This window comes from Streptomyces sp. bgisy130, assembly GCF_057708345.1.
On the sequence record NZ_JBYISA010000003.1, the window covers coordinates 432150 to 457830 of the forward strand.

25 protein-coding genes are annotated in these 25681 nt (G+C 72.2%); 12 read left to right on the top strand and 13 right to left on the bottom strand.

Features of this window, described 5'->3' with window-relative positions:
- Positions 1-23: 23 nt before the first annotated feature.
- The 7 genes from AC3EUV_RS07130 to AC3EUV_RS07160 all read right to left on the bottom strand — a co-directional run bounded on the left by AC3EUV_RS07130 (position 24) and on the right by AC3EUV_RS07160 (position 5978).
- Positions 24-587 (bottom strand): DJ-1/PfpI family protein, encoded by a 564-nt coding sequence (locus tag AC3EUV_RS07130; protein ID WP_432141586.1) that lies wholly within the window; start codon positions 585-587, stop codon positions 24-26.
- Positions 588-638: 51 nt separating this feature from the next.
- The gene (locus AC3EUV_RS07135; RefSeq protein WP_432141587.1) at positions 639-1469 is read right to left on the bottom strand and encodes an MOSC domain-containing protein; all 831 of its coding nucleotides are present in this window, start codon (positions 1467-1469) and stop codon (positions 639-641) included.
- 90 nt (positions 1470-1559) lie between these two features.
- Positions 1560-2171, bottom strand: a complete 612-nt coding sequence (locus AC3EUV_RS07140) for a Maf family protein (protein ID WP_432141588.1) — start codon at positions 2169-2171, stop codon at positions 1560-1562.
- Positions 2172-2215: 44 nt separating this feature from the next.
- Positions 2216-3700, bottom strand: coding sequence for a peptidoglycan D,D-transpeptidase FtsI family protein (locus AC3EUV_RS07145; protein WP_432141589.1), 1485 nt, complete (start codon positions 3698-3700; stop codon positions 2216-2218).
- Positions 3701-3880: 180 nt separating this feature from the next.
- Entirely contained in the window at positions 3881-4009 is a 129-nt protein-coding gene (gene mmpB, locus AC3EUV_RS07150; protein ID WP_435602422.1) for a morphogenic membrane protein MmpB, read from the bottom strand.
- A gap of 127 nt (positions 4010-4136) precedes the next feature.
- Positions 4137-4349: an acyl-CoA carboxylase epsilon subunit gene (locus tag AC3EUV_RS07155; protein ID WP_387233127.1), complete on the bottom strand. Its 213-nt coding sequence runs from the start codon at positions 4347-4349 to the stop codon at positions 4137-4139.
- A gap of 39 nt (positions 4350-4388) precedes the next feature.
- Positions 4389-5978 (bottom strand): acyl-CoA carboxylase subunit beta, encoded by a 1590-nt coding sequence (locus AC3EUV_RS07160; RefSeq protein ID WP_435602424.1) that lies wholly within the window; start codon positions 5976-5978, stop codon positions 4389-4391.
- Positions 5979-6109: 131 nt separating this feature from the next.
- On the opposite strand from AC3EUV_RS07160, the gene AC3EUV_RS07165 reads away from it, so the two are divergent.
- The 5 genes from AC3EUV_RS07165 (at position 6110) to hutH (ending at position 12636) form a co-directional block, all read left to right on the top strand.
- Complete coding sequence (locus AC3EUV_RS07165; protein ID WP_435602425.1) at positions 6110-7054, top strand: biotin--[acetyl-CoA-carboxylase] ligase; 945 nt, start codon at positions 6110-6112, stop codon at positions 7052-7054.
- 204 nt (positions 7055-7258) lie between these two features.
- Positions 7259-8413, top strand: a complete 1155-nt coding sequence (locus AC3EUV_RS07170; RefSeq protein ID WP_435602426.1) for an adenylate/guanylate cyclase domain-containing protein — start codon at positions 7259-7261, stop codon at positions 8411-8413.
- Positions 8414-8619: 206 nt separating this feature from the next.
- Positions 8620-9426: an enoyl-CoA hydratase/isomerase family protein gene (locus AC3EUV_RS07175; protein WP_435602427.1), complete on the top strand. Its 807-nt coding sequence runs from the start codon at positions 8620-8622 to the stop codon at positions 9424-9426.
- Positions 9427-9860: 434 nt separating this feature from the next.
- A complete protein-coding gene (locus AC3EUV_RS07180) occupies positions 9861-10985 on the top strand; it encodes a GGDEF domain-containing protein (protein WP_435602459.1) in 1125 nt (374 codons plus the stop codon).
- Positions 10986-11091: 106 nt separating this feature from the next.
- Positions 11092-12636, top strand: a complete 1545-nt coding sequence (gene hutH, locus AC3EUV_RS07185) for a histidine ammonia-lyase (protein ID WP_435602428.1) — start codon at positions 11092-11094, stop codon at positions 12634-12636.
- 41 nt (positions 12637-12677) lie between these two features.
- Here the strand turns inward: hutH and AC3EUV_RS07190 are convergent, their stop codons facing one another.
- Positions 12678-13067 carry a hypothetical protein gene (locus AC3EUV_RS07190; RefSeq protein ID WP_435602429.1) on the bottom strand — a complete coding sequence of 130 codons (390 nt, stop codon included), beginning with the start codon at positions 13065-13067 and terminating at the stop codon, positions 12678-12680.
- A gap of 160 nt (positions 13068-13227) precedes the next feature.
- Here AC3EUV_RS07190 and AC3EUV_RS07195 point away from each other — a divergent pair, with 160 nt between their 5' ends.
- The 4 genes from AC3EUV_RS07195 to AC3EUV_RS07210 all read left to right on the top strand — a co-directional run bounded on the left by AC3EUV_RS07195 (position 13228) and on the right by AC3EUV_RS07210 (position 17513).
- The gene (locus tag AC3EUV_RS07195) at positions 13228-13515 is read left to right on the top strand and encodes a hypothetical protein (protein WP_435602430.1); all 288 of its coding nucleotides are present in this window, start codon (positions 13228-13230) and stop codon (positions 13513-13515) included.
- Positions 13516-13782: 267 nt separating this feature from the next.
- Positions 13783-15048: a L,D-transpeptidase gene (locus tag AC3EUV_RS07200; RefSeq protein WP_435602431.1), complete on the top strand. Its 1266-nt coding sequence runs from the start codon at positions 13783-13785 to the stop codon at positions 15046-15048.
- A 132-nt stretch (positions 15049-15180) separates the two neighbouring features.
- A complete protein-coding gene (locus AC3EUV_RS07205) occupies positions 15181-16149 on the top strand; it encodes a GNAT family N-acetyltransferase (protein ID WP_435602432.1) in 969 nt (322 codons plus the stop codon).
- 158 nt (positions 16150-16307) lie between these two features.
- Entirely contained in the window at positions 16308-17513 is a 1206-nt protein-coding gene (locus tag AC3EUV_RS07210) for a DUF2786 domain-containing protein (RefSeq protein ID WP_435602460.1), read from the top strand.
- A gap of 99 nt (positions 17514-17612) precedes the next feature.
- On the opposite strand, the gene AC3EUV_RS07215 is transcribed toward AC3EUV_RS07210, so the two are convergent.
- Positions 17613-18482 (bottom strand): AraC family transcriptional regulator, encoded by an 870-nt coding sequence (locus AC3EUV_RS07215; RefSeq protein ID WP_435602433.1) that lies wholly within the window; start codon positions 18480-18482, stop codon positions 17613-17615.
- Positions 18483-18507: 25 nt separating this feature from the next.
- Here AC3EUV_RS07215 and AC3EUV_RS07220 point away from each other — a divergent pair, with 25 nt between their 5' ends.
- Entirely contained in the window at positions 18508-19080 is a 573-nt protein-coding gene (locus AC3EUV_RS07220) for a class I SAM-dependent methyltransferase (protein ID WP_435602434.1), read from the top strand.
- A gap of 54 nt (positions 19081-19134) precedes the next feature.
- Here AC3EUV_RS07220 and AC3EUV_RS07225 read toward each other — a convergent pair whose 3' ends face one another.
- On the bottom strand, positions 19135-19776 hold the full coding sequence (locus AC3EUV_RS07225; protein WP_435602435.1) for a response regulator: 642 nt from the start codon (positions 19774-19776) through the stop codon (positions 19135-19137).
- Positions 19763-21109 (bottom strand): sensor histidine kinase, encoded by a 1347-nt coding sequence (locus tag AC3EUV_RS07230; protein WP_435602436.1) that lies wholly within the window; start codon positions 21107-21109, stop codon positions 19763-19765. The genes AC3EUV_RS07225 and AC3EUV_RS07230 overlap by 14 nt, the downstream gene beginning before the upstream one ends.
- 246 nt (positions 21110-21355) lie before the next feature.
- Here AC3EUV_RS07230 and AC3EUV_RS07235 point away from each other — a divergent pair, with 246 nt between their 5' ends.
- Together AC3EUV_RS07235 and AC3EUV_RS07240 are read left to right on the top strand one after the other, a co-directional pair.
- Positions 21356-21910 (top strand): hypothetical protein, encoded by a 555-nt coding sequence (locus AC3EUV_RS07235; RefSeq protein WP_435602437.1) that lies wholly within the window; start codon positions 21356-21358, stop codon positions 21908-21910.
- Positions 21911-22141: 231 nt separating this feature from the next.
- The gene (locus AC3EUV_RS07240; protein ID WP_435602438.1) at positions 22142-23887 is read left to right on the top strand and encodes an alkaline phosphatase family protein; all 1746 of its coding nucleotides are present in this window, start codon (positions 22142-22144) and stop codon (positions 23885-23887) included.
- 57 nt (positions 23888-23944) lie between these two features.
- On the opposite strand, the gene AC3EUV_RS07245 is transcribed toward AC3EUV_RS07240, so the two are convergent.
- Complete coding sequence (locus tag AC3EUV_RS07245; protein ID WP_435602439.1) at positions 23945-24682, bottom strand: TetR/AcrR family transcriptional regulator; 738 nt, start codon at positions 24680-24682, stop codon at positions 23945-23947.
- A gap of 159 nt (positions 24683-24841) precedes the next feature.
- On the bottom strand, positions 24842-25579 hold the full coding sequence (locus AC3EUV_RS07250) for an SDR family oxidoreductase (RefSeq protein ID WP_435602440.1): 738 nt from the start codon (positions 25577-25579) through the stop codon (positions 24842-24844).
- Positions 25580-25681: the final 102 nt, after the last annotated feature.

Consider the following 25681-nt stretch of genomic DNA (forward strand, 5'->3'; position numbering starts at 1 on the left):
GGCGCCGCCGCCCGCCCCGCCCGCTACTTCACCGGCGCATGCTCCCGCAGCACCTCCAGGAACGCGCGCATCCACTCGGGGTGGTCGGGCCAGGCGCGGGCCGAGACGACCTTGCCGTCGACCACCGCGGCGCCGTCGACGAAGGTGCCGCCGCCCAGTTCCACGTCCGGTGCGCAGGCCGGGTAGGCGGAGGTGCGGCGGCCCTTGAGGACGCCGAGCGGGGCCAGGGAGAGGGCCGCGTGGCAGATGTGGGCGACGGGCTTGTCGGCGTCGAAGAAGTGGGTGACGACGCGGCGGTAGTCGGCGTCGTTGCGGAGGTATTCGGGTGCCCGGCCGCCGGGGAGCACCAGCGCCGCGTAGTCGGCCGGATCGACCTCGGACAGCGCGAGGTCGGAGGGCCAGGAGTGGCCCTCGCGTTCGACGTAGGTGTCGAAGTTGTCGACGAAGTCATGGACGACGAACTGGAGCTTCTTGCGGGCAAGGGCCGCGATCCGGGGCTCGTACCCCTCCTCCAGCAGCCGCTGGTAGGGGTAGAAGAACTCCAGGTCCTCGGTGGCGTCACCGGCGATGAGCAGGATCTTCGGCATGGTGCGGACTCCTCATGACGGACCCGAACGGGGCGATCAGGTCGTTTCGGATCAATCGGTTCCCCACTCGGTGACCTCGAATGCGTCGCCCACCGCCAGCTTTCCGGTCGCCACCACCGAGAACTTCGAGCCGAACGCCACCCCGCCCTCGGGCACCCGCCGGTACGCGGCGAGCGTGCGCAGCGGTTCGGGACCGGCCTTGCCGCCCGTCGTCTGGTCGACGAGGGTGACCGCGCAGCGGATGGCGAGTTTGGTGAACCCCAGCTCGCAGCCGCCGACCGTGACCCGTCGTACCCGGTCCTCGGTCTGCGGGGTGTCCCAGCCGTCCACCACGAGGTTCGGCCGGAAACGGTCCATCGGGACCGGTGGGCGCCCGGCGGCGGCGATCCGGCGGTTGAGGTCGTCGAAGGAGGCCAGGGAGAGGATGTGCAGGGCGCTGCTGTCGGCGAAGCCGGAGGTGCCGGGGGTGAGTCCGTCGGTCACCCGGTCGTGCTCGGGCGGCACCCGCACCAGCCGGCTCTCCGCGCCCAGGACGTCGGACAGCCAGCCGGCCGCCCCGTCCCCCTGGTCGACCGCGCGGTACGGCGCACCGAACATCTCGACCTCGGACCGGGCCGCCGAGCCGGTGCCGTGGTCGATGTCCAGGCGGAGGGGGGCGCTGCCCGGCGCGTGCAGGGTGAGGTGCGCCCCGTCGGCGCTGACCTCCGGCCGGATCACCGCCAGCCGGGGGTCCTTGCGCTGGCTCCGGAAGACGCCTCCGGGGCCGACGATCAGGAAGCTGCGGTCGTGGGCGAGACCGGCCGGGGTGAGTTCCGCCTCGGTCGCCGGGACGCCCGCGCAGCCCTTGACGGGGTAGCTGATCAGCTCGACAACTGTTGCCATGAGGGCAGCGTAGGCGCCGGACGGCTGCGAATTCCGGCCGTTATCGTCGGCCGCACCCCGGCGCGGGCCGCCCGGCGTGGGGTGCGCCGCTCAGGTCCACAGCTCGGTGATCGCCACGTCCAGGTCGGCGAGCAGTCGGCGCAGCAGCGGCAGGGAGAGGCCGATGACATTGCCGGGGTCGCCGTCGATGCCGTCGATGAAGGGGGCGGAGCGGCCGTCGAGGGTGAAGGCGCCGGCGACGAAGAGCGGTTCGCCGCTTTCCACGTAGGCGGCGATCTCCTCGTCGGACGGCTCGCCGAAACGGACCGTGGTCGAGGCGGTGGCGGACACCCGGCGGCCGGTCGCGGTGTCGATCACGCAGTGGCCGGTCTGGAGGACGCCGGAGCGGCCGCGCATGGACTTCCAGCGGGCGGTGGCGTCCTCGGCGTCGGCGGGCTTGCCGAGCGCCCGGCCGTCCAGCTCCAGGACCGAGTCACAGCCGACGACCAGGGCGCCGGCGGCCTCCGGGCGGCCGGCCACCGCCTCGGCCTTGGCCTCGGCCAGCACGCGGGCCAGCTCACCGGGTGTGGGCGCGGTGAGCGCGTCCTCATCGACGCCGCTGACGATGACCTCGGGGGCCAGCCCGGCCTGGCGCAGCAGGGCCAGCCGGGCGGGGGACTGGGAGGCGAGGACGAGACGGCGGGGGCGGGACTCTTCGGTCATGCCCGCCATCGTACGGAGCCCCCGCCGCCGGGGCGGAGCCCGGACTACTTCTTGAGCACCGCCTCCATGACCGACTTCGCGATCGGCCCGCCCAGCTTGCCGCCGGCGATCTCCGACCGGGCGATGTCCATGTCCGAGGGGTCGACGAAGACGGCGACCGCGACCGGGGAGCTGCCGTCGCTCTGCTTGGCGTAGGAGACGAACCAGGCGTAGGGGCGCTCGTCGTTGACGTTCGCGCCGTGCTGGGCGGTGCCGGTCTTGCCGCCGACGGTCACCCCGTCGATCGCGGCCTTCTCGGCGGTGCCCTCGTTGACGGTGTACTCCATCATCTCCTGCACCTTCTTCGCGGTGTCGGCGGAGACTGCCTGGGACATCATCTTCGGCTCGGCCTTCTCGATGGTCGACAGGTCGGAGCCGCGCACCTCGTCGACGAGGTGCGGCATCATCACCTTGCCGTCATTGGCGAGGCCGGCGGCCACCATCGCCATCTGCATCGGCGTGCTGGTGAGGCTGCCCTGGCCCATACCGGTCAGCGCGGTCTGCGGTTTGTCGAGCTTCGCCGGGTAGAGGCTCTTGGTGGCCAGCAGGTCGCCGAGGTCCTCGTCGTAGACATTCTCGTTGAAGCCGAACTTCTGGGCGGTCTCGCGCATCTTGTCCTTGCCGACCTTGAGCGCGGCGTCGAGGAAGACGTTGTTGCACGACCACTGCATGCCGGTCTTCAGCGACGCCTTGTCGCAGGGCGCGCCCACGACGTCGTTGCCGACCTTCGTGGTGCTCTGCGGCAGCTGGTAGGGCGCGGGCGCCCCCGACGACGCGTTGATGTCGGAGACCACGCCGTGCTCCAGGGCCGCCGCCGCGGTGAGGATCTTGAAGGTGGAGCCCGGGGGGTAGGTCTCGCGCAGCGCCCGGTTGTTCAGCGGCTTGGACTTGTCGGCGTCCAGCGCCTTGAACTTCTTGCCCTCGTTGTTCGAGATGCCGGTGAAGGCCGACGGGTCGTAGGAGGGGGTGGAGGCGAGCGCGAGGACCCTGCCGTCGCGCGGGTCCAGCGCGACCACCGCACCCTTGGCGTTGAGGTCGGTCAGGCCCTTGTACGCGGCCTTCTGTGCCTTGGGGTCGATGGTGGTGATCACATCGCCGCCGCGCGGCTTCTCGCCGGTCAGGATGTCCTTGGCGTTCTTGAGGGCGAGCCGGTCGTCCTTGCCGCTGAGCACCTTGTTGTAGATGCCCTCCAGGAACGTCGTCCCCTGGGCCTGGGAGGCGAACCCGGTGACCGGCGCGTACATGGGGCCGTCCTTGTACGTCCGCTTGTACTTGAAGTCACCGGAGGTCGCCACCGAGCCGGTGACCGGCTTGCCGCCGACGATGATGTTGCCGCGCGGGTAGGAGAACGCCTCGATCTTGACGCGTCGGTTGTGGGGGTCGTTGGCGAGCTCGTCGGCCTGGACGAACTGGACCCATGTCACGCGGACCAGCAGGGCCAGCACCAGCGCCCCGCAGAACACGGCTATATGTCTCAGTGGCCTGTTCATCGCTCTCCCACTTCCGTCCGGCTGCCGTCCGGGCGGCCGGACGCCCGAATTGCGCTCTCGGGAGAGAAAGAAGCAATTTCGGCGGAGGTGGTTGCGATCGGAAACTGTGAGCGTTGCCTCCCCGTATGCGGGAACGATGATCTTCGCGCCCTAGATGATCTTCGTGCCCCACGGGAGCGGCTATTTCCCCGCGAGCAGGATCATCAGCACCACCACGGCCACGGCCAGCACGATGCTCATCCGGCGGAGCTTGGCCTGCACGTCGCGCAGCTCCTCAGGAGGCTCATCGGGCGGATCTGACCACAGCATGTATCGATCCTGTGCCCATGACGCGCGTGGCGCCTGAGTACGCGTACTCAGGCGCTACGGCGTAAAGGGACTAGTCAATGCACTATGCACCGACCTGGCGGCCCGGTGGCCACCCGGCGTGAACCGGTCAATGCGGCCAGTAACTCGTCCGCCAGGCCCGCGGCCCCGGATGCGGCATACGGGCCCGCGCCGGAACCGTGGACGCCGGGTCCGACCACTCGGTGCCGCGGTCCGGCTTTCCGGGCGCGACGGCCGCGGCGGCCGCCGCGCGGGCCTGTACCACCGCCAGTGCGGCGGCCAGCTCCTCAGGGGTCGGATTGCCCCGTACGACCTTGATCATCGAGAACGGCTCCCTTCGCTGTTCCGCTGGTTCTGCCGGTCAGAGCGGGATGTTGCCGTGCTTCTTCGGCGGCAGCGCCTCGCGCTTGTTGCGCAGCGTGCGCAGCCCGCGGACGATGTGCCGGCGCGTCTCGGACGGCATGATCACCGCGTCGACGTACCCGCGCTCGGCCGCGACATACGGGTTGAGCAGGGTGTCCTCGTACTCCTGGATCAGCTCCTGGCGCCGCTCGTCCTGCGCGGCCGGGTCCTCGATCGCGGCCAGCGTGCGGCGGTGCAGGATGTTGACCGCGCCCTGTGCGCCCATGACGGCGATCTGCGCGGTCGGCCAGGCCAGGTTGAGGTCCGCGCCCAGGTGCTTGGAGCCCATGACGTCGTACGCGCCGCCGAACGCCTTGCGGGTGATGACCGTGATCAGCGGGACGGTGGCCTCCGCGTACGCGTAGATCAGCTTGGCGCCGCGCCGGATGATGCCGTCGTACTCCTGGTCGGTGCCGGGCAGGAAGCCGGGCACGTCCACGAAGGTGATCACCGGGACGTTGAACGCGTCGCAGGTCCGCACGAACCGCGCGGCCTTCTCCGACGCCTTGATGTCCAGGATGCCCGCGAACTGCATCGGCTGGTTGGCGACCACACCGACCGCATGGCCCTCGACCCGCCCGAAGCCGGTCAGGATGTTCGGCGCGAACAGCGACTGGGTCTCCAGGAATTCGTGGTCGTCCAGGACATGCTCGATCGCGACATGCATGTCGTACGGCTGATTGGCCGAATCCGGGATCAGGGTGTCCAGCTCGCGGTCCGTGTCCGAGGTCTCCAGATCCGCCTCCTCCGGGAAGGCGGGCGCCTCGGAGAGGTTGTTGGACGGCAGGTAGGACAGCAGGCCCTTGACGTACTCGATGGCGTCCTTCTCGTCACCCGCCATGTGGTGCGCCACGCCCGAGGTGGTGTTGTGCGTACGGGCGCCGCCCAGCTCCTCGAAGCCGACATCCTCACCGGTCACCGTCTTGATGACGTCCGGACCGGTGATGAACATGTGCGAGGTCTGGTCCACCATGACCGTGAAGTCGGTGATGGCGGGGGAGTAGACCGCGCCGCCCGCACACGGGCCGACGATCAGGCTGATCTGCGGGATCACGCCGGAGGCATGGGTGTTGCGGCGGAAGATCTCGCCGTACATGCCCAGCGAGGCCACACCCTCCTGGATGCGCGCGCCGCCGGAGTCGTTGATGCCGATGACCGGGCAGCCGGTCTTGAGCGCGAAGTCCATCACCTTGACGATCTTCTCGCCGAAGACCTCGCCCAGCGCCCCGCCGAAGACCGTGAAGTCCTGGGAGAAGACCGCCACCGGACGGCCGTCGACCGTGCCGTAACCGGACACCACACCGTCGCCATAGGGGCGGGTCTGGTCCAGCCCGAAATTGGTCGACCGGTGCCGCGCGAACTCGTCCAGCTCGACGAACGAGCCCTCGTCCAGCAGCAGATCGATGCGCTCACGCGCCGTCAACTTCCCCTTTGCGTGCTGCTTTTCCACGGCACGGGCGGAACCGGCATGGGTGGCTTCTTCGACCCGCCGTTGCAGATCCGCCAACTTGCCCGCGGTGGTGTGGATGTTTGCTTCCGGCTCGGACATCGGGATGCGGCTCCTGCTCGTCCTGGACTGGTGCTCGTACTGAGGGTGGTACGGGTTTGGCTACCGATTCGTAGCGTATCCGCGGGACTGCTCAGCGGCACTGCGTCGTTGACCACACCTAGGCTGGCCCCATGACCCCTCAACCACCGGAAAACCGGGACAAAGATGCCGGCCGCTGGAGTGACCTGAGCCGCCCGCCGCTGAACGCCACGGCGTTGCGCCGCGCCCTGGTGCGCCCCGGTGCGCTCTGGACGTCCCTGGACGTCGTCCCGGCCACCGGCTCCACCAACACCGACCTGGCGGCCCGCGCGGCCGAGGGGACGGCCGAGGAGGGCGCCGTCCTGGTGGCCGAGGAGCAGTCCGCCGGCCGCGGCCGGCTCAACCGCAGCTGGTCGGCGCCCCCGCGCTCCGGCCTCTTCTTCTCCGTCTACCTCACGCCCCGGGTCCCCGTGCAGCGCTGGGGCTGGCTCCCGCTGCTCACCGGAGTCGCCACCGCCACCGCCCTGTCCCGTACGGCCGGTATCGACACGTCCCTCAAGTGGCCCAACGACATCCTGGTCAGCTGCCCCGGGGACCCCGCCGCCGCGGGCCCGGACGGGACCCCCGGCACCGGCGAGCGCAAGGTGGGCGGCATCCTCGCCGAGCGGGCCGGCTCCGGCGTCGTCATCGGCATCGGCCTGAACGTGTCCCTCACCGCCGGCGAACTCCCGGTGCCCACCGCCGGCTCCCTGGCCCTGGCGGGCGCCCGCACCACCGACCGCGACCCGCTGCTGCGCGCCGTGCTCCGCTCACTGGAGGAGTGGTACGCCACCTGGCAGTCCGCCGTCGGCGACCCCGGCGCCAGCCGCCTCCAGGAGACCTACGCGGCGGGCTGCGCCACCCTGGGCCGCTCCGTACGCGCCGAACTCCCCGGTGACACCGCCCTCACCGGCGAGGCCGTGGCCATCGACGGGGACGGCCGGCTGGTCCTGGCCACCGCGAACGGCGTACGGCACCCGGTGGGCGCCGGCGACATCATCCATCTGCGCGCCACGGCGTCCCGGCGGTCCGGAGGCGAGGACTCCCCGGAACCGTGAGCCCGGCCGCGCCCCGCGCCCCGGCCCCCTCTATCACGGCGCCCGCCGCGCCGACGCAGGCCCGCCTCTTCCTTGGTCAGAGCCGACATGTGAGAGTGAGCCAGAGCACACCTGCCGTATCGTTGAGGCGGTCCGCCAGGGAGCGGGCCACCGGCGAGCAGTGATCGGAAGGGCAGTGCGCAGGGATCGGACAGGGAGCGGCCGGTGACCGCCGACGACTCGGGCGCCGCCTCGCGCGACACGGACACCGAGGACGAGGCAGTGAGCAACATCCCCGTCAACGACCCCCCAGGGGCCGGCGACGAGGGCGACGAGAACAACATCGCCGTCCGCCTCGAACAACTCATCCTCGGCGCCGACCGCCGCTACACGCCGTTCCAGGCGGCCCGCGGCGCCGGCGTCTCGATGGATCTCGCGGCCCGCTTCTGGCGCGCCATGGGCTTCGCCGACATCGGCCAGGTCAAGGCCCTGACCGAGGCCGATGTGCTGGCCCTGCGCCGGCTCGCCGGTCTCGTCGAGGCCGGGCTGCTCAGCGAGGCCATGGCCATCCAGGTCGCCCGCTCCACGGGCCAGACCACCGCCCGACTGGCCGACTGGCAGATCGACTCCTTCCTGGAGGGCCTCACCGAGCCCCAGGACTCCGGCCTGACCCGTACGGAGATCACCTATCCGCTGGTCGAGCTGCTCCTCCCCGAGCTGGAGGAGTTCCTCGTCTACGTCTGGCGGCGCCAGCTCGCCGCCGCCACCGGCCGGGTCGTGCGCGCCCAGGACGACGTCGAGATGGTCGACCGCCGGCTGGCCGTCGGCTTCGCCGACCTGGTGGGTTTCACCCGGCTGACCCGCCGCCTGGAGGACGAGGAACTGGGCGAGCTGGTGGAGGCGTTCGAGACCACCTGCTCCGACCTGGTGGCCGCGCACGGCGGCCGGCTCATCAAGACCCTCGGCGACGAGGTCCTCTTCGCCGCCGATGACGCGGGTATCGCCGCCGAGATCGGGCTGCGGCTGATCGAGACGATGGCTCATGACGAGACGATGCCGGAGCTGCGGGTCGGCATCGCGTTCGGCACGGTCACCACCCGGATGGGCGATGTGTTCGGGACGACCGTCAACCTCGCCAGCCGTCTGACGTCGATAGCGCCGAAGGACACCGTGCTGGTGGACCAGGCGTTCGCCGAGGAGCTGGGCCGGATCGGTGACGCCCCGGTCTCCGAGGCCGATGCCGCGGCGGCGGAGAAAGCGGCCGAGGAGGGCACCGGCGCCCCGCCCCCGACCTACCGCTTCGCCCTCCAGCCGATGTGGCAGCGCCCGGTGCGCGGCCTGGGCGTCGTCGAGCCCTGGCTGCTGAACCGGCGGGACTGAGGCGCCGGGGCTTGCGGCGGCGCGGCTGAGGCGCCGCGACGGACGGCTGTGGGCACCGGCGGACGCGGCCGGTCCCTGGCCGGTACGGTGCCGCGCCCGCTTGTCCACAGCCGGTTGTCCACAGCCCGAAGCCCGTCCTGTTGCTCCGGGCCGCCGGCTGACATGATCCCCCTGTCAGGTCAACGACCGTTAACAGGGAGGGCTGTATGCAACGGGAACGGCAGCTGTTCGGTGCGGACGGCTGGGTCGCCGTCGAGCGGCACGGCTTCGTGGCGGAGCTGGTCATGGACCGCCCCAAGGCCATGAACGCGGTCTCGACGGCGATGGCCGACGCCCTGGCGCAGGCGTGCGCCGAGCTGGCCGCGGACCGCTCCGTACGGGCGGTGGTCCTCAGCTCCACCCATGAGCGGGCGTTCTGCGTGGGCGCCGACCTCAAGGAGCGCAACTCCTTCACGGACGCCGACCTGATGCGCCAGCGCCCGCACACCCGCGCCGCCTATACGGGCGTACTGGAACTGCCCGTGCCGACCATCGCCGCGGTGCACGGCTTCGCGCTCGGCGGCGGCTTCGAGCTGGCGCTGGCCTGCGATCTGATCGTCGCCGACGGTACGGCCGTGGTCGGGCTGCCCGAGGTGTCGGTGGGGGTCATCCCGGGCGGCGGGGGGACCCAGCTGCTGCCGCGCCGGGTGGGCGCGGCGCGGGCGGCCGAGCTGGTGTTCACCGCGCGGCGGGTGCCGGCGCCGGAGGCCGTTTCGCTGGGCCTGGTCGACCAGCTGGCGGCGGACGGGCAGGACCGGGCCGAGGCGCTGGAGCTGGCGGCCCGGATCGCCCGCAATTCGCCGGTCGGCCTGCGGGCCGCCAAGCGCGCCATGCGGCTGGGGCACGGGCTGGACCTGCGGGCCGGCCTGGACCTGGAGGACGGCGCCTGGCGCAGTGTGGCCTTCTCCGGGGACCGGGCGGAGGGCGTGGCGGCCTTCAACGAGAAGCGGGATCCGGAGTGGCCCGGGGAGTGACGGTGGGCGGGGAGGCGGTGGCGGTGGGTGGGTTGGGCCCGGGGCCCGGGGGGGGGGAGAGAGGGAAACCGCTGCCCGCGGGCCGGGGTGTGACCCGTGGCGGCCGCGCCGAGGCCGTAGCGCCCGCGCCGTCGCCGTAGCGCCCGCCGCCCGCCCCTCCCCGCGTACCTCCGGTCCCCGTGCGATTACTCACCGTAAGAACCCTCTCGTATCCCGCCCGCACCCCCTCCCAAACCCCCTCAACCCCTTCCCTGACCCCCGACCAGGAATGACGCGTATAACGCCCGGGTGTCGATCGCACGCAGAAAGGGGCGAAAGGGGTTAAACATTCCTACGCTGTAGTACAGAGCGTGCTCACGGTGACGGAATGCGAGGATCCGGTGACGGGCGAGGGCGATGCGAGGCTGCGGGCAGTGGTGGAGCTGGCGCAGGCGATGGCGGCCGCGCACACGCCGCGCGAATCGGCGCACGCCGCGGCGCTGGGGGTGCGCCAGGCCCTGGGCGGCTCCTTCGCGGCGATCTCGAAATGGGAGCGCGAGCTGGGGAAACTCCGGGTGCTGGTCAATACCGGCGAACTCGCCGAGGGCGAGGAGGAGTTCCCGGACGACGAGAGCTACCCCGTCCATGAATTCCCGGAGATCGTCGGCTTTCTGCACGAGCAGTGGGCGGGCGGCGGTGAGCCCAGTGCCTGGGTGGAGACCGCCGAGGGGGCGCCCGGCCCGGCGTCCCGGGTGCCGGAGGAGGGGCCGGCCGGGGCCGGCGGCGGAAACCGCCAGCGGGTGGCCGCACTGCGCCGCCGCGGCCGGGGCTGCTGTGTGGTCGCGCCGATCGTGCTGCACGGCCGGGCCTGGGGTGAGCTGTATGTCGCGCGGCGAACGGGGGAGCCGGTCTTCGGCCGGGCGGACGCCGACTTCGCGAGTGTGCTCGCCGCGGTGACGGCCGCCGGGATCGCGCAGACCGAGCGGCTGGCGGAGGCCCGCCGGCTGGCCTTCACCGACGCGCTGACCGGCCTCGCCAACCGCCGCGCCGTCGATATGCGGCTGGACGAGGCGCTGGAGCTGCACCGCCGGGACGAGGTGGTGGTCAGCCTGGTGGTGTGCGACCTCAACGGGCTGAAGCGGGTGAACGACTCCCGCGGCCACGCGGTCGGCGACCGTCTGCTGGAGCGCTTCGGCTCGGTGCTGTCGCTGTGCGGCGCGATGCTGCCGGGCACCCTCGTCGCCCGGCTCGGCGGCGACGAGTTCTGTCTGCTCGCGGTGGGGCCGCCGGCCGACGAGGTGGTCAAGGTGGCCGGTGAACTGTGCGACCGGGCGGGGGAGTTGGACCTCGGCGAGGGGGTCGCGGTCGGGGTCGCCTCGACCGGGGACCCGATCGGCCCGGTGCGCAGCGCCCGCCGGCTCTTCCGGCTCGCGGACGCCGCGCAGTACAAGGCCAAGGCGGCGCGGTCCGGCGAGCCGGTGATCGCCGGGCGGCACGGCGGCAAGGACGACCCGGTCGTCCGGCTCGCGGACGCCCCGGACCGGCGGACGGGGCCCGAGCGCCGGCGCTTCCGGAGATGAGGAGGTCCGCCCGTGCGGGGACGCGGGTCCGCTGCGGAGATCGGTAAGGGGTGATCCTGAAATCCGGTGGTGACATCCGGCGATTCAGTCTCTAGGGTGCCTGAATATGGATATGCACACTGTGGTGCTGGGGACGTCCGGCACGACCGCACAGGACGTCATCGCGGTGGCTCGGGGCGCGGCCCGGATCGAGCTGTCCGGGGAAGCCCTCGCGGCCGTCGCCACCTCCCGCGCCTTCATCGATGAACTCGCCGCCAAGCCCGACCCCGTCTACGGCGTCTCCACCGGCTTCGGCGCCCTCGCCGTCCGCCACATCAGCCCCGAGCTGCGGGTCCAGCTCCAGCGCAACATCGTGCGCTCGCACGCGGCCGGGATGGGCCCGCGGGTCGAGCGGGAGGTTGTCCGCGCGCTGATGTTCCTGCGGCTCAAGACGCTCGCCTCCGGGCGCACCGGCGTCCGCCCGCTCGTCGTCGAGACGATGGCCGCCCTCCTCAACGCCGGCATCACCCCTGTCGTCCACGAATACGGCTCGCTCGGCTGCTCCGGCGACCTGGCGCCGCTCTCGCACTGTGCGCTGGCGCTGATGGGCGAGGGCGACGCGGAAAGCCCCGACGGTGTCGTACGGCCGGCCGCCGAGTTGCTGGCCGCGCACGGCATCGAGCCCGTCGAGCTGCGCGAGAAGGAGGGCCTGGCCCTCCTGAACGGCACCGACGGCATGCTCGGCATGCTCGTGATGGCCTGCGCCGATCTCGCCCGGCTGTTCACCTCGGCGGACATCACCGCGGCCCTCTCCCTGGAGGCGCTGCTCGGCACGGACAAGGTCCTCGCGCCCGAGCTGCACGCCATCCGCCCGCACCCCGGGCAGGCCGCCGCGGCCGCCAACATGGCCAAGGTGCTGGCCGGTTCGGGCTTCACCGGGCACCACCAGGACGACGCCCCGCGCGTCCAGGACGCCTACTCCATCCGCTGCGCCCCGCAGGTCGCCGGCGCCGGCCGGGACACCCTCGACCACGCCCGGCTGGTCGCGGACCGGGAGCTGGCCGCCGCGGTCGACAACCCGGTGGTGCTGCCGGACGGCCGGGTGGAGTCCAACGGCAACTTCCACGGCGCGCCGGTCGCCTACGTGCTGGACTTCCTGGCCATCGCCGCGGCCGACCTCGGGTCGATCGCGGAGCGCCGTACGGACCGGCTGCTGGACAAGAACCGTTCGCACGGGCTGCCCGCCTTCCTGGCCGGTGACCCGGGTGTCGACTCCGGGCTGATGATCGCCCAGTACACCCAGGCCGCGCTGGTCAGCGAGCTGAAGCGGCTGGCCGCGCCCGCGTCGGTGGACTCCATCCCGTCCTCCGCGATGCAGGAGGACCATGTCTCGATGGGCTGGTCGGCGGCGCGCAAGCTGCGCACCGCGGTCGACAACCTGACCCGGATCGTCGCCGTCGAGCTCTATGCGGCGACCCGTGCCATCGAGATGCGGGAGGGGCTGACGCCGGCCCCCGCCACCCGTGCCGTACTGGACGCAGTGCGCGGCGCGGGCATCCAGGGACCGGGCGAGGACCGCTTCCTGGCGCCGGACCTGGAGAGCGCGTATGCGTTCGTCCGGGACGGGAAGCTGGTGGCGGCCGTGGAGCCGGTCACGGGCACGCTGGCCTGACGACGGCCGGGCGCCGGGCGGGTCCCGGCCGGCGCCGTCTCTCAGCAGGTCTCGTCGCGGGTGCGGCGGACGGAGTAGCTGACCAGGCCGGCGCCGAGTGCGAGACAGGCGGCGCCGCCGATCACATACGGCGTGGTGTCCGGGCTGCCGGTGTCGGCGAGGAAGTGCGGGCGGACGGCCGGGCGTGCTCCGGCGCCACTGCCCGCGCCGCTGACGTCCGAGGTGGCTGCCGTGGACCCGCCGTCGGCCTCCCGGGCCCCGCTGACCGCGCGGTCGGCCGGGCCGGGACCGTCCAGTTCGGACGCCACCCGCAGCGCGGAATGCGACGCCTCGTCATGCCCCGCGGTGGCATTGGCGGATGGCACGAACCCCAGGGCGAACAGCACCGATCCCGCGGCCGCGGCGGTCAGCAGTGGGCGTCGTGCGGTCACGGAAGCGATCCCCCTTGTGGGTGCGGCGAATTGGCCGTTGACCTCAGATGTTAATGACCGCCGCGGGTCGCGGGGAAGTCGGGAGCCGTCCATGCCTAACCTCCGTGCTATGAGCAATGGTGAGACATCACGGTTTGTGCGCCTTCATGTGGAATTGATCATGGAGGTCACCGACGCGGGCCGGCTGACCGGTGCCGCTGTCGATCACATCGAGGGGGACCCCTCGCTGCCCGGCGAGGAGCGCAGACAGTCGCTGGAGACGGTCCGGGAGGACCCGGCGGAGGCGCTGGCTCATCTGATCGACCCGTTCGACCTCGTCACCAAGGTGCCGGGCGCCGAACTCGCACAGGCCTCCTGGAGCAGCGAGGAGCTGACCGACTACGACCCGGACGCCGAGTGGGACGCGGCGGAGTGGGATCTGGCGGACGACGCGGAAGGGGAGGGCTGACCGGCACCCCCGATGGCCACGGCCCCCGTACGGCTCCCCGCCGTACGGGGGCCGACTACGTGGCGGTGCGCCCGCGCCGGATGATCACCATTTGACCGGTCCAGGCCATAAGTGGCCTTCCCCACACTTTGTGGAGGCATGGAACGGGCGAAAAGGAAAAGGCGTTCAAATGGCGTCGGCCGGAATGCTGGCGTCCACATGAGCCGGCGTTCAGTTGGCTGCTCGCTCGGGGAACGTGCGAAATCGGTAGCAATGGAGATACGTGTGATGACGGACAGCAAGCGCCGGAAGGGCCTTATAGCCAGCGCCGCGCTGCTCGGGGGCGTACTCACGCTTGCGGCGTGTGGTGGCAGCAGTGCGGCCGACCGAGGTCATGACGGCGCTGACGCCACCTGGCACGAGAACAGCCGCCAGGTGGACGAGGCGGCGGCGAAGGACGCCTCCGACGCCCAGATCACGATCCTCCCGGAGGACGGCGCCACCGGCACGGGTGTCAACAGTGACGCGAGTGTCACGGTCAGCGACGGAAAACTCACCGATGTCACCATGACCTCGGTCGAGACCAAGCAGCCGGTCGAGGGGACGCTGTCCGCCGACGGCAGCTCCTGGAGACCGGATCAGCCGCTGAGCCGCTCGACGAAGTACAAGGTCACCGCCCATGCGGTGGACTACCAGGGTCGCAAGGCGGTGGAGAATTCCAGCTTCACCACCGTCGCCCCGGCGAACAGCTTCATCGGAAACTTCACGCCGGAGGACGGCTCGACCGTCGGCGTCGGCATGCCGGTGTCGATCAACTTCGACAAGCCGGTCAAGAACAAGGCGGACGTGCAGTCCGCGATCAAGGTCGCGTCGAGCAGCAACCAGCGGGTCGTCGGCCACTGGTTCAACGACAAGCGGCTGGACTTCCGCCCCCAGAACTACTGGCAGGCGAACTCCGAGGTCACCATGGAGCTCGGCCTGGACGGCGTCGAGGCGTCGCCGGGCGTCAAGGGCATCCAGAACAAGACCGTCAGCTTCCACGTCGGCCACTCGCAGATCAGCACCGTCGACACCAAGGCGCACAAGATGACCGTGGTGCGGGACGGCCGGACCCTCAAGACCATTCCGATCTCGGCCGGCAGCGACGAGAACGCCACCTACAACGGCAAGATGGTCATCTCCGAGCGGTTCAAGCAGACCCGGATGAACGGCTCGACGGTCGGCTTCAAGAAGCACAACGGGAAGGGCGAGTACGACATCCCCGATGTGCCGCACGCCATGCGCCTGACCAGCTCCGGCACCTTCATCCACGGCAACTACTGGGGCAAGGGCATCTTCGGCAAGACCAACACCAGCCATGGCTGCATCGGCCTGGAGGACGCCAAGGGCGCCAAGGACTCCAAGACGGACGGCGCCTGGTTCTTCGACCACTCGCAGACCGGTGACGTGGTCGATGTGGTCAACTCCCCCGACCAGAGCGTCAAGCCGGACAACGGCCTGAACGGCTGGAACATGGACTGGTCGCAGTGGGTGGCGGGCAGCGCGGTGCAGTGACGGCCCGATGAGACGGCCGAGCCCGGCGCCCTGGGCGCGCGGGTGACTGACCGTCACCGCTCGAAGTGACCGATGCCCGGCGGCGCCGAAAATACGGCGCGCCGGGCATCGTCGCTGCGTACCGTCCGCCCTATGGACATCGACACCGACGCCTGGTTCGCCGTGCTCGCCGCCGCCCGGGCCCACGACCGGCCGGGCGGCCCGCCCCTCGAACGCGCCGCCGAGGCCGGCCGGCTGCGGATCCCCGCCCTGCACAGCCGCGCCGTCCCCGTCACGCTGCCGGCACCCGGCGGCGCCACCGGCTACGCGGGCGTCGCCCTGCTCCGCCTCCACGACACCGAGGAGAACGCTGCCAACGCCTTCCTCGACACCCTGACGGTGCACCCGGCCCATCGCGGGCGCGGGGTGGGCCGGGCCCTGTGGGACGCCGCGCGCGCGAGGCTCGCCGCCGAGGGCCGTAGCTCGGTGAGCACGCTGGTGGAGCGGGGCGGCGCGGGCGAGAGGTTCGCCGTCGGGCGGGGCGCGGAGTGTGCGCTGCCGATGGTGGAGTACGTACAGGAGGTGGCGGCCGCCTCGGCCCCCGCCGCCTCCGCCCCGGCCGTCCCCGCACCGCCCGACGGTTATCGCTTCGCCGCCTGGAGCGGTGTCGTCCCCGACGCCCATGCCGCCGCGCACGCCCGCGCCCACGACGCCATGCAGGACGCCCCGGCCGGCGACCTGGACGAACAGCACGACCCCTGGGACCCCGAGCGGATACGGGCCGCGGCCCGCGTCGTCCTGGACCGTGGCGGGGTGCTGCTGACCGTGGCGGCCCTCGCGGAGCCCGACGGCGCCGTGGCCGGCTACACCGAACTCGTCCTGCCCACCCCGGCCTCCGTACGGGCCCTCCAGTACGACACCGTCGTCGTCCCCGCGCACCGCGGCCGTGGCCTCGGCCGGGCCGTCAAGCTGCGGATGCTGGAGTTCCTGCGCGCGCAGTGGCCGGACGTGCGGGAGATCATGACGACGGTCGCGGACGAGAACGCCCCGATGCGGGCGGTCAACGCGGCGCTCGGCTACCGGGCGGAACAGGCCCTCGGTTTCTATCAGGTGCGCCTCTGAAACGGGGCCCGGACCGGGTGCCCGGGGCCCGGCCCGCACCCTCTCCGTACAGTGAACGGGTGAGCGAGCGCGGAAAAACAGGGCGCGGAGAAGCCGGGCCCGGCGGCAATGGGCGCGGCGGGCCGTCCTCGCCCTCGGCCGGTGAACTGGTCGGCCAGGTGCTCGGCAGCGTCCGTTACGCGCCGGACGGTGAACGGGCCGAGGACGCCATGGAGGCGGGTGCCTCGATGCTGGCCGCGGCCGAGGCGGGCTGGGCGGTGGTGAGCGCCGCGGTGGTCGAGGCCGCCGTGGCGGGCGTACGGCAGTGCTGGGCAGGCGGCTGGCAGCCCGCTGACCTGGTGCGGATCGTACGGCGCGAGGCGTCCGACGCCGCCCTCGTGGCGCTGGTCGTTGACGCCGTCGCGGCCGAGGCGGCCCGCCCTCCGGCCGCGCGCCCGCTTCCGGACCCGCGCTGGGCCGGGCAACTACGGGACCTCGGCGCCGAGATCTGGTGGCCCGCCGACAGCGGCTACCTCGACGCCCTGGCCACCCGCCGCCGCGCCTCCCGCTTCGAGACCGCGTACGACGTTCTGGCGGCCCTGCGCATACTGGCCCGGCTGCCCCGGGTCACCCCGCTGCCCGCACCGCCGCAGCCCGGCGACCGGAGCGGACCCGCCGGTGCCGCCGCGGCACGTGCCCTGGGGCGGATCCGTGGTCTGCTCGCCAAGGCCGAGGCGACCGACTACGCCGAGGAGGCCGAGGCGCTGTCCGCCAAGGCGCAGGAGCTGATGGCCCGGCACAGCATCGACGAGGCGCTCCTCGACCGCGCGGACGGCGCCCCGGGCGGCCGGGCCGACGGCCCGTCAGCGGTCCGTATCGGCATCGAGGGCCCCTACGAACAGGCCAAGGCGCTGCTGCTCGACGCGGTCGCGGCCGCCAACCGCTGCCAGGCCGTCTGGGCCGCCGACGTCGGCTTCTCCACCCTCGTCGGCTTCGCGCCCGACCTGGAGGCGGCCGAGCTGCTCTACACCTCGCTGCTGCTCCAGGCCACCGCCGCGATGAACCGCGCGGGCGACGCCGTCCACGCCCGCGGCCGCGCCCGCCGCACCCGGGACTTCCGCCAGACCTTCCTGGTGGCCTACGCCGACCGCATCCGGGACCGGCTCGCGGGGGCCACCGCCGACGCCACGGCCGCCGCCACCGCCGAGTCCGCCGCCACGGCCCCCGACCTCCTCCCGGTCCTCGCCGCCCGCGCCCTCGCCGTCGAGCAGACCACCGGCACCCTCTTCCCCGACACCGCCCCGGTCCGCCTCCGCGGCGTCCGCGACGCCGACGGCTGGCACCAGGGCAGAGCGGCGGCCGACCGGGCCCGGCTGGGGGAGTGACCTCGCGGGCGCACGACGACGGCGGCGACGACGACGGGCACGGCAGCGGGCACGCTTAGCGCCGTCAGCCGTCAGCCGTCAGCCGTCAGCCGCCTGCCGTCACGGGGTGAAGTACGCGCCCGGCGGCACCCCGACCGCCCGTCGGAAGGCCGCGACGAAGGCACTCGGGGAGGCGTAGCCCACCCGCGCCGCCACCGCCGCCACCGTCGCGCCGCCGGCCAGCAGCGGCATCGCCGCCTGGAGCCGGATCCGGGTGCGCCACTGCCCGTACGGCATACCGGTGTCCGCCACGAACGCCCGTGCCAGCGTCCGGCCGCTCGCGCCCACCCGGGGGCCCCACTCCGCCAGCGTCCGCCCGTCCGAGGGATCGGCGCGCAGCGCCTCCGCGACCCGGCGCGCGCGGGGGTCGCGCGGCATCGGCGCCTGCACCGTGGCCACCGACACCGGCCGCAGCTGATCGAGGACCACGGCCTCGGCCCGTTCGCGCGGCTCCGGGGCCAGGGTGCCGTCCGAGAGGTACGAGATCAGCTCGCGCAACAACGCTGAGACGCCGACGACGGTGGGCGCGGACCAGCCGACCGGGCAGCGGTCCGGCAGGAAGTACAGGCTCCGGAAGAGGGCCGGTCCGGCGGCGCCGGTGGCGTGCGGGGTTCCGGCCGGAATCCACAGCGCCATGGACGGCGGCAGCACCCAGGTGTTGCCGGTGGCCCGTACGGCCAGAACTCCCCGCCGTGACCAGGCCAGTTGATGGTGCTCATGGCGATGGCGGGCGAACCACTGCCCCCGGTCCATCGCGAAGCTCCCGACGACGACCGCCGCCCCCGCGGGCGGCCCCGGCGGCGCCACCTGGCCGTCCGCCGCCTCGCGCCCGGCCGGCTGCGCCACCCCGCCCAACCCCTCGTGCCCGTCCGGCTGTTCAGCGCTGTCCGTCCTGCGATACAACATGTCCCCCTGTCGCGTGGTGGTCACCGCGGCCGCTCCCTACGCTCGCCGCATGACCTCCATGAATCGCTATCACCAGTGGTTGTGCAACTCCCGGATGTGGGCCCGCGCGGTGGAGAAGGACCTGCTGCCCTGGGCGCTCGAAGACGTCCAACTGGGCGCCGACACCCTGGAGATCGGGCCCGGTTACGGAGCCACGACGCGGGTGCTGGCGCGGCGGGCCGGTGGCCGGCTGAGCGTCCTCGAAGTCGACGCGGGATCGGCGGAGCGACTGCGTGCGGAGTACGGCGACCGGGTCGACGTCGTGCACGGCGACGGCTGCGCGATGCCGCTGCCGGACGGCCGCTTCGACGCCGTCGTCTGCTTCACGATGCTGCATCATGTGCCGTCCCCTCGGCAGCAGGACCAGCTCTTCGCGGAGGCGTTCCGGGTGCTGCGGCCGGGCGGTGTCTTCGCGGGCTGCGACGGCCGGCCCGGCCGCGCCTTCCGCCTCATCCACCTGTGGGACACCTACGTCCCGGTGCCGCCCCAGACCCTCCCGGACCGGCTGCGCGCGGCCGGCTTCCGCACCCCCGACGTCAGCCTCCGGCCCGACAACTTCCGCTTCCGCGCGGTCCGTCCGTGAGGGGACGGCGGGCGGCGCGCGGCGAGCCGGGCCGGACCCAGGGGGAGACACCCCCTACGCCAGCAACCCGCGCTCCAGCGCCGTGATCACGGCCGCGGTCCGGTCCGACACCTCCAGCTTCTTGAACGCCCGCAGGAGATGCGTCTTGACCGTCGCCTCACCGATGAACAGCTGCCGGCCGATCTCGGCATTGGTCAGCCCCTGACTGACCAGCCGCAGCACCTCGCACTCCCGGCCGGACAGCAGCGGCGCCTCCACCGCCCGCGCCCGGAACAGCTTGGGGGCCAGCGACGGCGTCAGCACGGTCGCCCCGCGCGCCGCACCGTGCACCGCGTCGATCAGCTCGGCCCGGGAACTGCCCTTGAGGAGATAGCCGGCCGCGCCCGCCTCCACGGCGCGCAGGATGTCGCCGTCGTCCTCGTAGGTCGTGACGATGACCACCTTGGTGCGCGGTGACCGCCGCAGGATGTGGCCGGTGGCGGCGACCCCGTCCATCGCGCCCATCCGCAGATCCAGCAGCACCAGGTCCGGGGTCAGCCGCTCCGCCAGCGTCACGGCCTCCTCACCGGAGCCCGCCTGCCCCACGACCTCGATGCCCGGGTCGGATTCGAGCATGGCGCACAGCCCCTCGCGGACGACGGGATGATCGTCCGCGAGCAGCACCCGCACCACGGCCGGGTCCTCAACGCCCTTCATGTGCTGCCTCCGTCCGCCGTTCCGCCGCTTCGGGGCGCGGTGCCGACGGCCCCTCCGGCCGCCCCGCCGCCCCGTCCAACGGCACCTTCACCTCGACGACGGTGCCCGCTCCCGGCTCGCTCACCACGCTCATCGCCCCACCGATCTCCGCCAGCCGGGCCGCCATGCCCCGCAGCCCGAATCCGCCGTCCTCGCCCCCACCGACCTCGTCCCCGCCGCCGGGCCCGTCCGGACCGCCCTGCGCCGCACCGCGCTCCGCCTTGGCCGCGTCGAACCCCTTGCCGTCATCGGTGACGTGGAGCCCGACATGCCCCTCGCCGTACCGCAGCACCAGGTCCACCGCACGGGCCTCGGCGTGCTTGCGCACATTGGTGCCGGCCTCCTGCGCGGCCCGCAGCAGGACGACATTGACCGCCATCGGCAGCGGCCGCTCGTCCCCCTCGACGGCGAACCGCGCCAGCAGCCCGGTCTGCGCGGCCAGCCCGTCCGCCTGCCGCCGCAGCGCCTGCGCCAGGGAACTCTCCCGCAGCGAAGCGGGCGTCCGGTCGGCGACGAAGGAACGGGCCTCCGCCAGGCTCTCCTTGGCCATCCGCCCGACCAGCGCGAGATGTTTCCGGGCGACGGCGGGGGCGCCTTCGACCTCGGCGTCGGCGGCCTGCACGAGGCTGATGATGCTGGTCAGGCTCTGCGCCAGGGTGTCGTGGATCTCCCGGGCGAGCCGCTCGCGCTCGGCGGAGATCCCGGCCTGGTGCGACAGCCGGGCCACCTGCTCGCGGTTTCGCCGCAGTTCCTCGATGAGTTCGGCGTGCTCGCGGTTCTGCCGTACCACCCTCTTGATCCACAGCCCGAGGAGCACGGACAGGGCGATCCCGAGCAGCGACGCCAACAGCACGAACAGCATCAGCGGGGCGGTGGCGCCGCCCTGGAGCCACAGCATCGTGACGGGGACGAGATTGCCGAGCACGCCGGCCACCACGGCCGGCCGGGTGTCCAGGCTCATCATCAGCATCGGGACGAGCGCGAACAGCGCGAATGCACTCGTCAGATCCACCGCGGTGGCGAGCCCGAACAGCCCGAAGAGCCCGCCGGCGAAGACCGCGTTCCGCCGGTCCCGCTCATGACGCAGCATCAACGGCCGCCCGATCCCCGCGTACCAGGGCACGACCAGCGTCAGCGCACCGATGGCGACCAGCCGCCCGGTCTGCGGTACGGCGGAGGTGAACACCAGCCCCGTGGTGACCAGATAACAGGTCACGAAGTAGCTGTCCCACAGCCCGAACCAACGCACCCGTGCGTCGGGCGCGCGCCGCGCCTCACGCGTCACCGTGTCCATCCCCCTGCATCCGAACGGCCCCGCACCGGGGCGCGGGCGCCATCGTGCCACCGCGGCCCCAAGTCCTATCACCCCTGCTTCCGCTCCGGCCGCGCTGTCCACCGACCGGTGGACAGCTGAATCCACCGGCCGGTCGTACCCCCACAACAAGGGGTCGCCATAACGTCGTTGACGGCGGTCGGCGGACAGCGCAGAAACCGCCGGAGCAACAGACCTCGCAGTATTGCGGAAAGGCCCCGGATTTCCATGAACCACCTGAGTCAGTTCGTTATCGCGCTGATTGCCAGCGCCTCGATTCTCACCATCATCCTGGCGACCGACCTGGGCCGCCGCCGGGTCACCAATATGCGCATGCTGCGCTCCGTACTCGCGGTCGCCGTCATCATCGCGATCTTCGTGGACTCGTTCCCGACCTCGGGGAACGCCCCGTCCTTCCAGCTCATCGGCGTCGGCGTGGGCGTGATCTGCGGGCTGGTCGCCGGCGCCCTGCTCCCCGCCCACCGCGGCGCCGACGGGCAGATCTACACTCTCGGCGGATTCGGCTACGCCCTGGTCTGGATCGTCCTCTCCAGCGCCCGCGTCCTTTTCGCCTATGGCGCCGAGCACTGGTTCGCCGAGGGCCTGATCCGCTTCAGCATCGAAAATGAGCTCAGCGGTCCGGACGTCTACTCCAACGCCTTTGTCTTCATGTCCCTGGCCATGGTTCTCACCCGCACCGCGGTGCTGGTGGCAAAGCGCCGCCGCATTCGCCTTTCGCCCGCGGAGCCGGCCGGGACGGAAGAGCAGCCGGCCGCGGTCTGAGGCTGCCCCGCGACGCCGGTCCGAGGGGACCCGGGCCAAGATTGAACCGAAGCCGCCGGCCGCACGTACAGATAACGGCGGCCGGCTCCCCGGTTCCGGTCCGCCGAGCCACCACCGGCCCCGCACGGAAGGACCTTCGGGTTGCCGCACTCCACGCGCCTCAGCCAGCCGCCGAACACGACGAAGGCAACCACGACGGAGGCCCGGCCGCCGGACGGTCCTCCGGAGCAGATGCCGGACGAGACTGCCTCGGGCGTCGAAGCCGCAGTGGACGTCGAGACCGCCGCCGACGTCGAGGCCATCGCCCCCGCCGGCTGGCGGGACCGCTACCCGGCCGTGGCGCGGGCCGTACGGCGGACGGTCACCGCGCTGGCCGCTGTGCTGGTGCTCGCCGCGCTGCTCCTGCCGAACCAGCTCACCCGCCTCACGCCCGGCGAGTTCCTGCGGATCCCGGTGGAGGGCATCTTCGGCGCGGCCCTGCTGCTGCTCCTGCCGACCGGGGCGCGGCGGGTGGCGGCCGTGGTTGCCGGGGTCGGCCTCGGCCTGCGGACCCTCCTGAACTGCCTGGACATGGGCTTCTATTCGGTGCTCGCCCGGCCCTTCGACCCGGTGCTCGACTGGATCCTGTTCGACGACGCCGAGTCGTTCCTCAAGGACTCGATAGGTCAGGCGGGCGCGATCGGTGCCGTGGCCGGCGTCGTGCTCCTCGTGCTCGCCCTGCTCGTCCTCATGACGCTGGCGGTCGTCCGCCTCAGCCGCCTCCTGGTACGGCACAGCGCCGTGGCGACCCGTACCACCCTCGTACTCGGCACCGTCTGGATCACCTGCGCCGCGCTCGGCGTACAGCTCGCCGGTGTCCCGGTCGCCGCCACCAACACCGCCGACCTCGTCGGGGACAGTGCGCAGCGGCTGCGCGCGAGCCTGGCCGACCAGCAGGTGTTCGCCAAGGAAGCGGACGTCGACGCCTTCCGCGACACCCCGCCCGACCAGCTGCTGACCGGACTGCGCGGCAAGGACGTCATCTTCACCTTCATCGAGAGCTACGGCCGCAGCGCGGTCGCGGACCCGGCGATGGCGCCGCAGGTCGACGCGGTGCTCAAGGACGGGACCGAGCGGCTGCGCAAGGCCGGGTTCGCCTCCCGGAGTGCCTGGCTCACCTCACCGACGGCGGGCGGCGGCAGCTGGCTGGCCCACTCCACCTTCATGTCCGGCCTGTGGATCAAGAACCAGCAGCGCTACCGCACCGTCACCTCCAGCGACCGGATGCCCCTCACTGACGCCTTCAAGCGCTCCGGCGCCTGGCGCACGGCGGGCATCATGCCGGGCGTCACCCGCTCCTGGCCGGAGGGCAAGTTCTACGGCCTGGACCACGTCTACGACACCCACCATCTCGGCTACCAGGGCCCCCAGTTCAGCTGGTCGCGGGTGCCCGACCAATACAGCCTGTCGGCCTTTGAACGCCTGGAGCACGGCAAGCGCCATGACAAGCCGCTGATGTCGGAGATCATCCTGGTCTCCAGCCACAACCCCTGGGCGCCCATCCCCAAGATGATCGGCTGGGACCAACTCGGCGACGGCTCCGTCTACCACGGCATCAAGAAGGCGGGTAAGGACCCCAAGGAGGTGTGGAAGGACCCCGCACAGGTACGGACCGAGTACCGCCGCGCCATCCAGTACTCGCTGCACAGCCTCATCTCGTACATGGAGAAGTACGGCAACAAGAACACCGTGCTCGTCTTCCTCGGGGACCACCAGCCCGTCCCGACGGTCACCGGCGAGAACGCGAGCCGGGACGTGCCGGTCGCGCTGGTCGCCCACGACCCCGCCGTGCTGGACCGGATCTCCGGCTGGAACTGGCAGAACGGCCTGAAGCCCGGCCCGAAGACCCCGGTCTGGCGGATGGACACCTTCCGCGACCGCTTCCTGACGGCCTTCGGCCCCCGGGGCGGGGCGCCGTCGTCCCGGTCCGGCCACTGACCGTCGGGACCGGGGGCGTGCCGTCGGGGCCGTCACCTCCCGCGTCACACCCCGCCATCACACCCCCGCCGTCAGCCCCTTGATCATCCGGTCGAGAAGGCGGTCGAAAACGGCCTGCGGTGCCGAGTCATGGCTCGGCACCGCCAGGGCCTCCGCGAGACGGGGATACCGGCCGTCCACGGCAACGGACCGCAGGTAGCGGTCCTGGGCGTCGAGGAGTTCACCGGACGGGCGGCCGCCGGCTTCGACCGCCCGTTCCTGGGCCAGTTCATAGGACACATGGCTGACCACGAAACCGGTGAGCAGGCTGAAGGTCTCCAGCCGGGCCGGTGCCTCCAGCCCCACGGGGGCGAGGACGGCGAGGGCGTACTCCAGGGCGGCGAGCGCGTTCGGGCCGAGCGTCTGCCGTGCGGACAGGGCAGCGGGCAGCCACGGGTGGCGCCGCATGATCGTGCGCTGCTCGCGGGCGAACTGCCGGAGATCGGCCCGCCAGTCGCCGGACGGCGCGGACGGCAGCCGGTGGTCGCCGCTCACCTGGTCGATCATGAGCTCCAGCAGCGTCTCCTTGTTGGGGACGTAGCTGTAGAGCGACATCGTGCCGGCCCCGATCCGCGCCGCGACCGCGCGCATGGTGACCGCGGCCAGCCCTTCGGCATCGGCGAGGGCAATGGCCGCGGTGGTGATCGCGGCGCGGCTGTGGGCCGGCGGCCGCCCCCGTCGCGGGTGTTCGGCCTGCGACCAGAGCCGCTCGGGATCCACACCGGCACTACGGCCGGCTGAGCCTGTACGGGGCACGGCAACCTCTCCTCACTCCTGCCGGCCATCCAATCACTCCCGCATCCCGCACGCCGTACGGGAACCGAATCCCCGCTGTACGGAACGGAGATGACCCGGCCGCGCACCCCGCCCCGGAACGCCCCCTGGCGCCTGCCGACGGCCCGAGCGGTCCCCGCCTCAGCCCTGGGCGGTGGGCCGGACGACGATCTCGTTCACATCGACCTCGGCGGGCTGCTCGATGGCGAACGCGATGGCGCGGGCGATCGCCGCGGGCGGTATCGCGAGATCGTCCCGCATCTTCGTGATCTGTGCCCGGACCCGGCTGTTGGTGGACGCCTCGGCGAAGTCGGTGGCGGTCACCCCGGGCGAGACGGTGGTCACCCGCAGCGCGTCGCCGGCCTCCTGGCGCAGCCCTTCGCAGATCGCCCGGACCGCGTACTTGGTACCGGCGTAGACCGCCATGGCGGGGACGACACGAAAGGCCGCCGTGGACGCGGTGGTGATGAAGTGGCCGCTGCCCTGCGCGCGGAAGACCGGCAGCGCGGCGGCGATGCCGTGCAGAACCCCCTTCACATTGACGTCGACCATGTGGTCCCACTCGTCGACCCGCAGATCATCGAGCGGCGAGATCGTGCCCACCCCGGCGTTGCCGACCAGCACATCGAGCCGCCCGAAGCGTTCACCGGCCAGCGCGACCAGGGCGTGCAGATCGTCCCGCCGGGTCACATCGGTGCGGAGGTGCACGGCCGCGCCACCCGCCTCCTCGATCCGGGCCGCCACCTCCGCCAGCCGCTCGGTCCGACGCCCGCCGAGGACGAGCCGCGCACCCTGCTCGGCGAGCAACAACGCGGTAGCCGCACCGATACCGCTGCCGGCTCCCGTAATAGCCACCACTTTTCCTTCAGTTCCAGACATGAGCTCTTCCCTTCGTCCCGCGGCATGGGGCTCTGCGGGGCCGGCCCGCCCCGGGCCCCGCCCTCACCCACGAGTCTCCGGGACTCTTAGCCTGGTATCCAG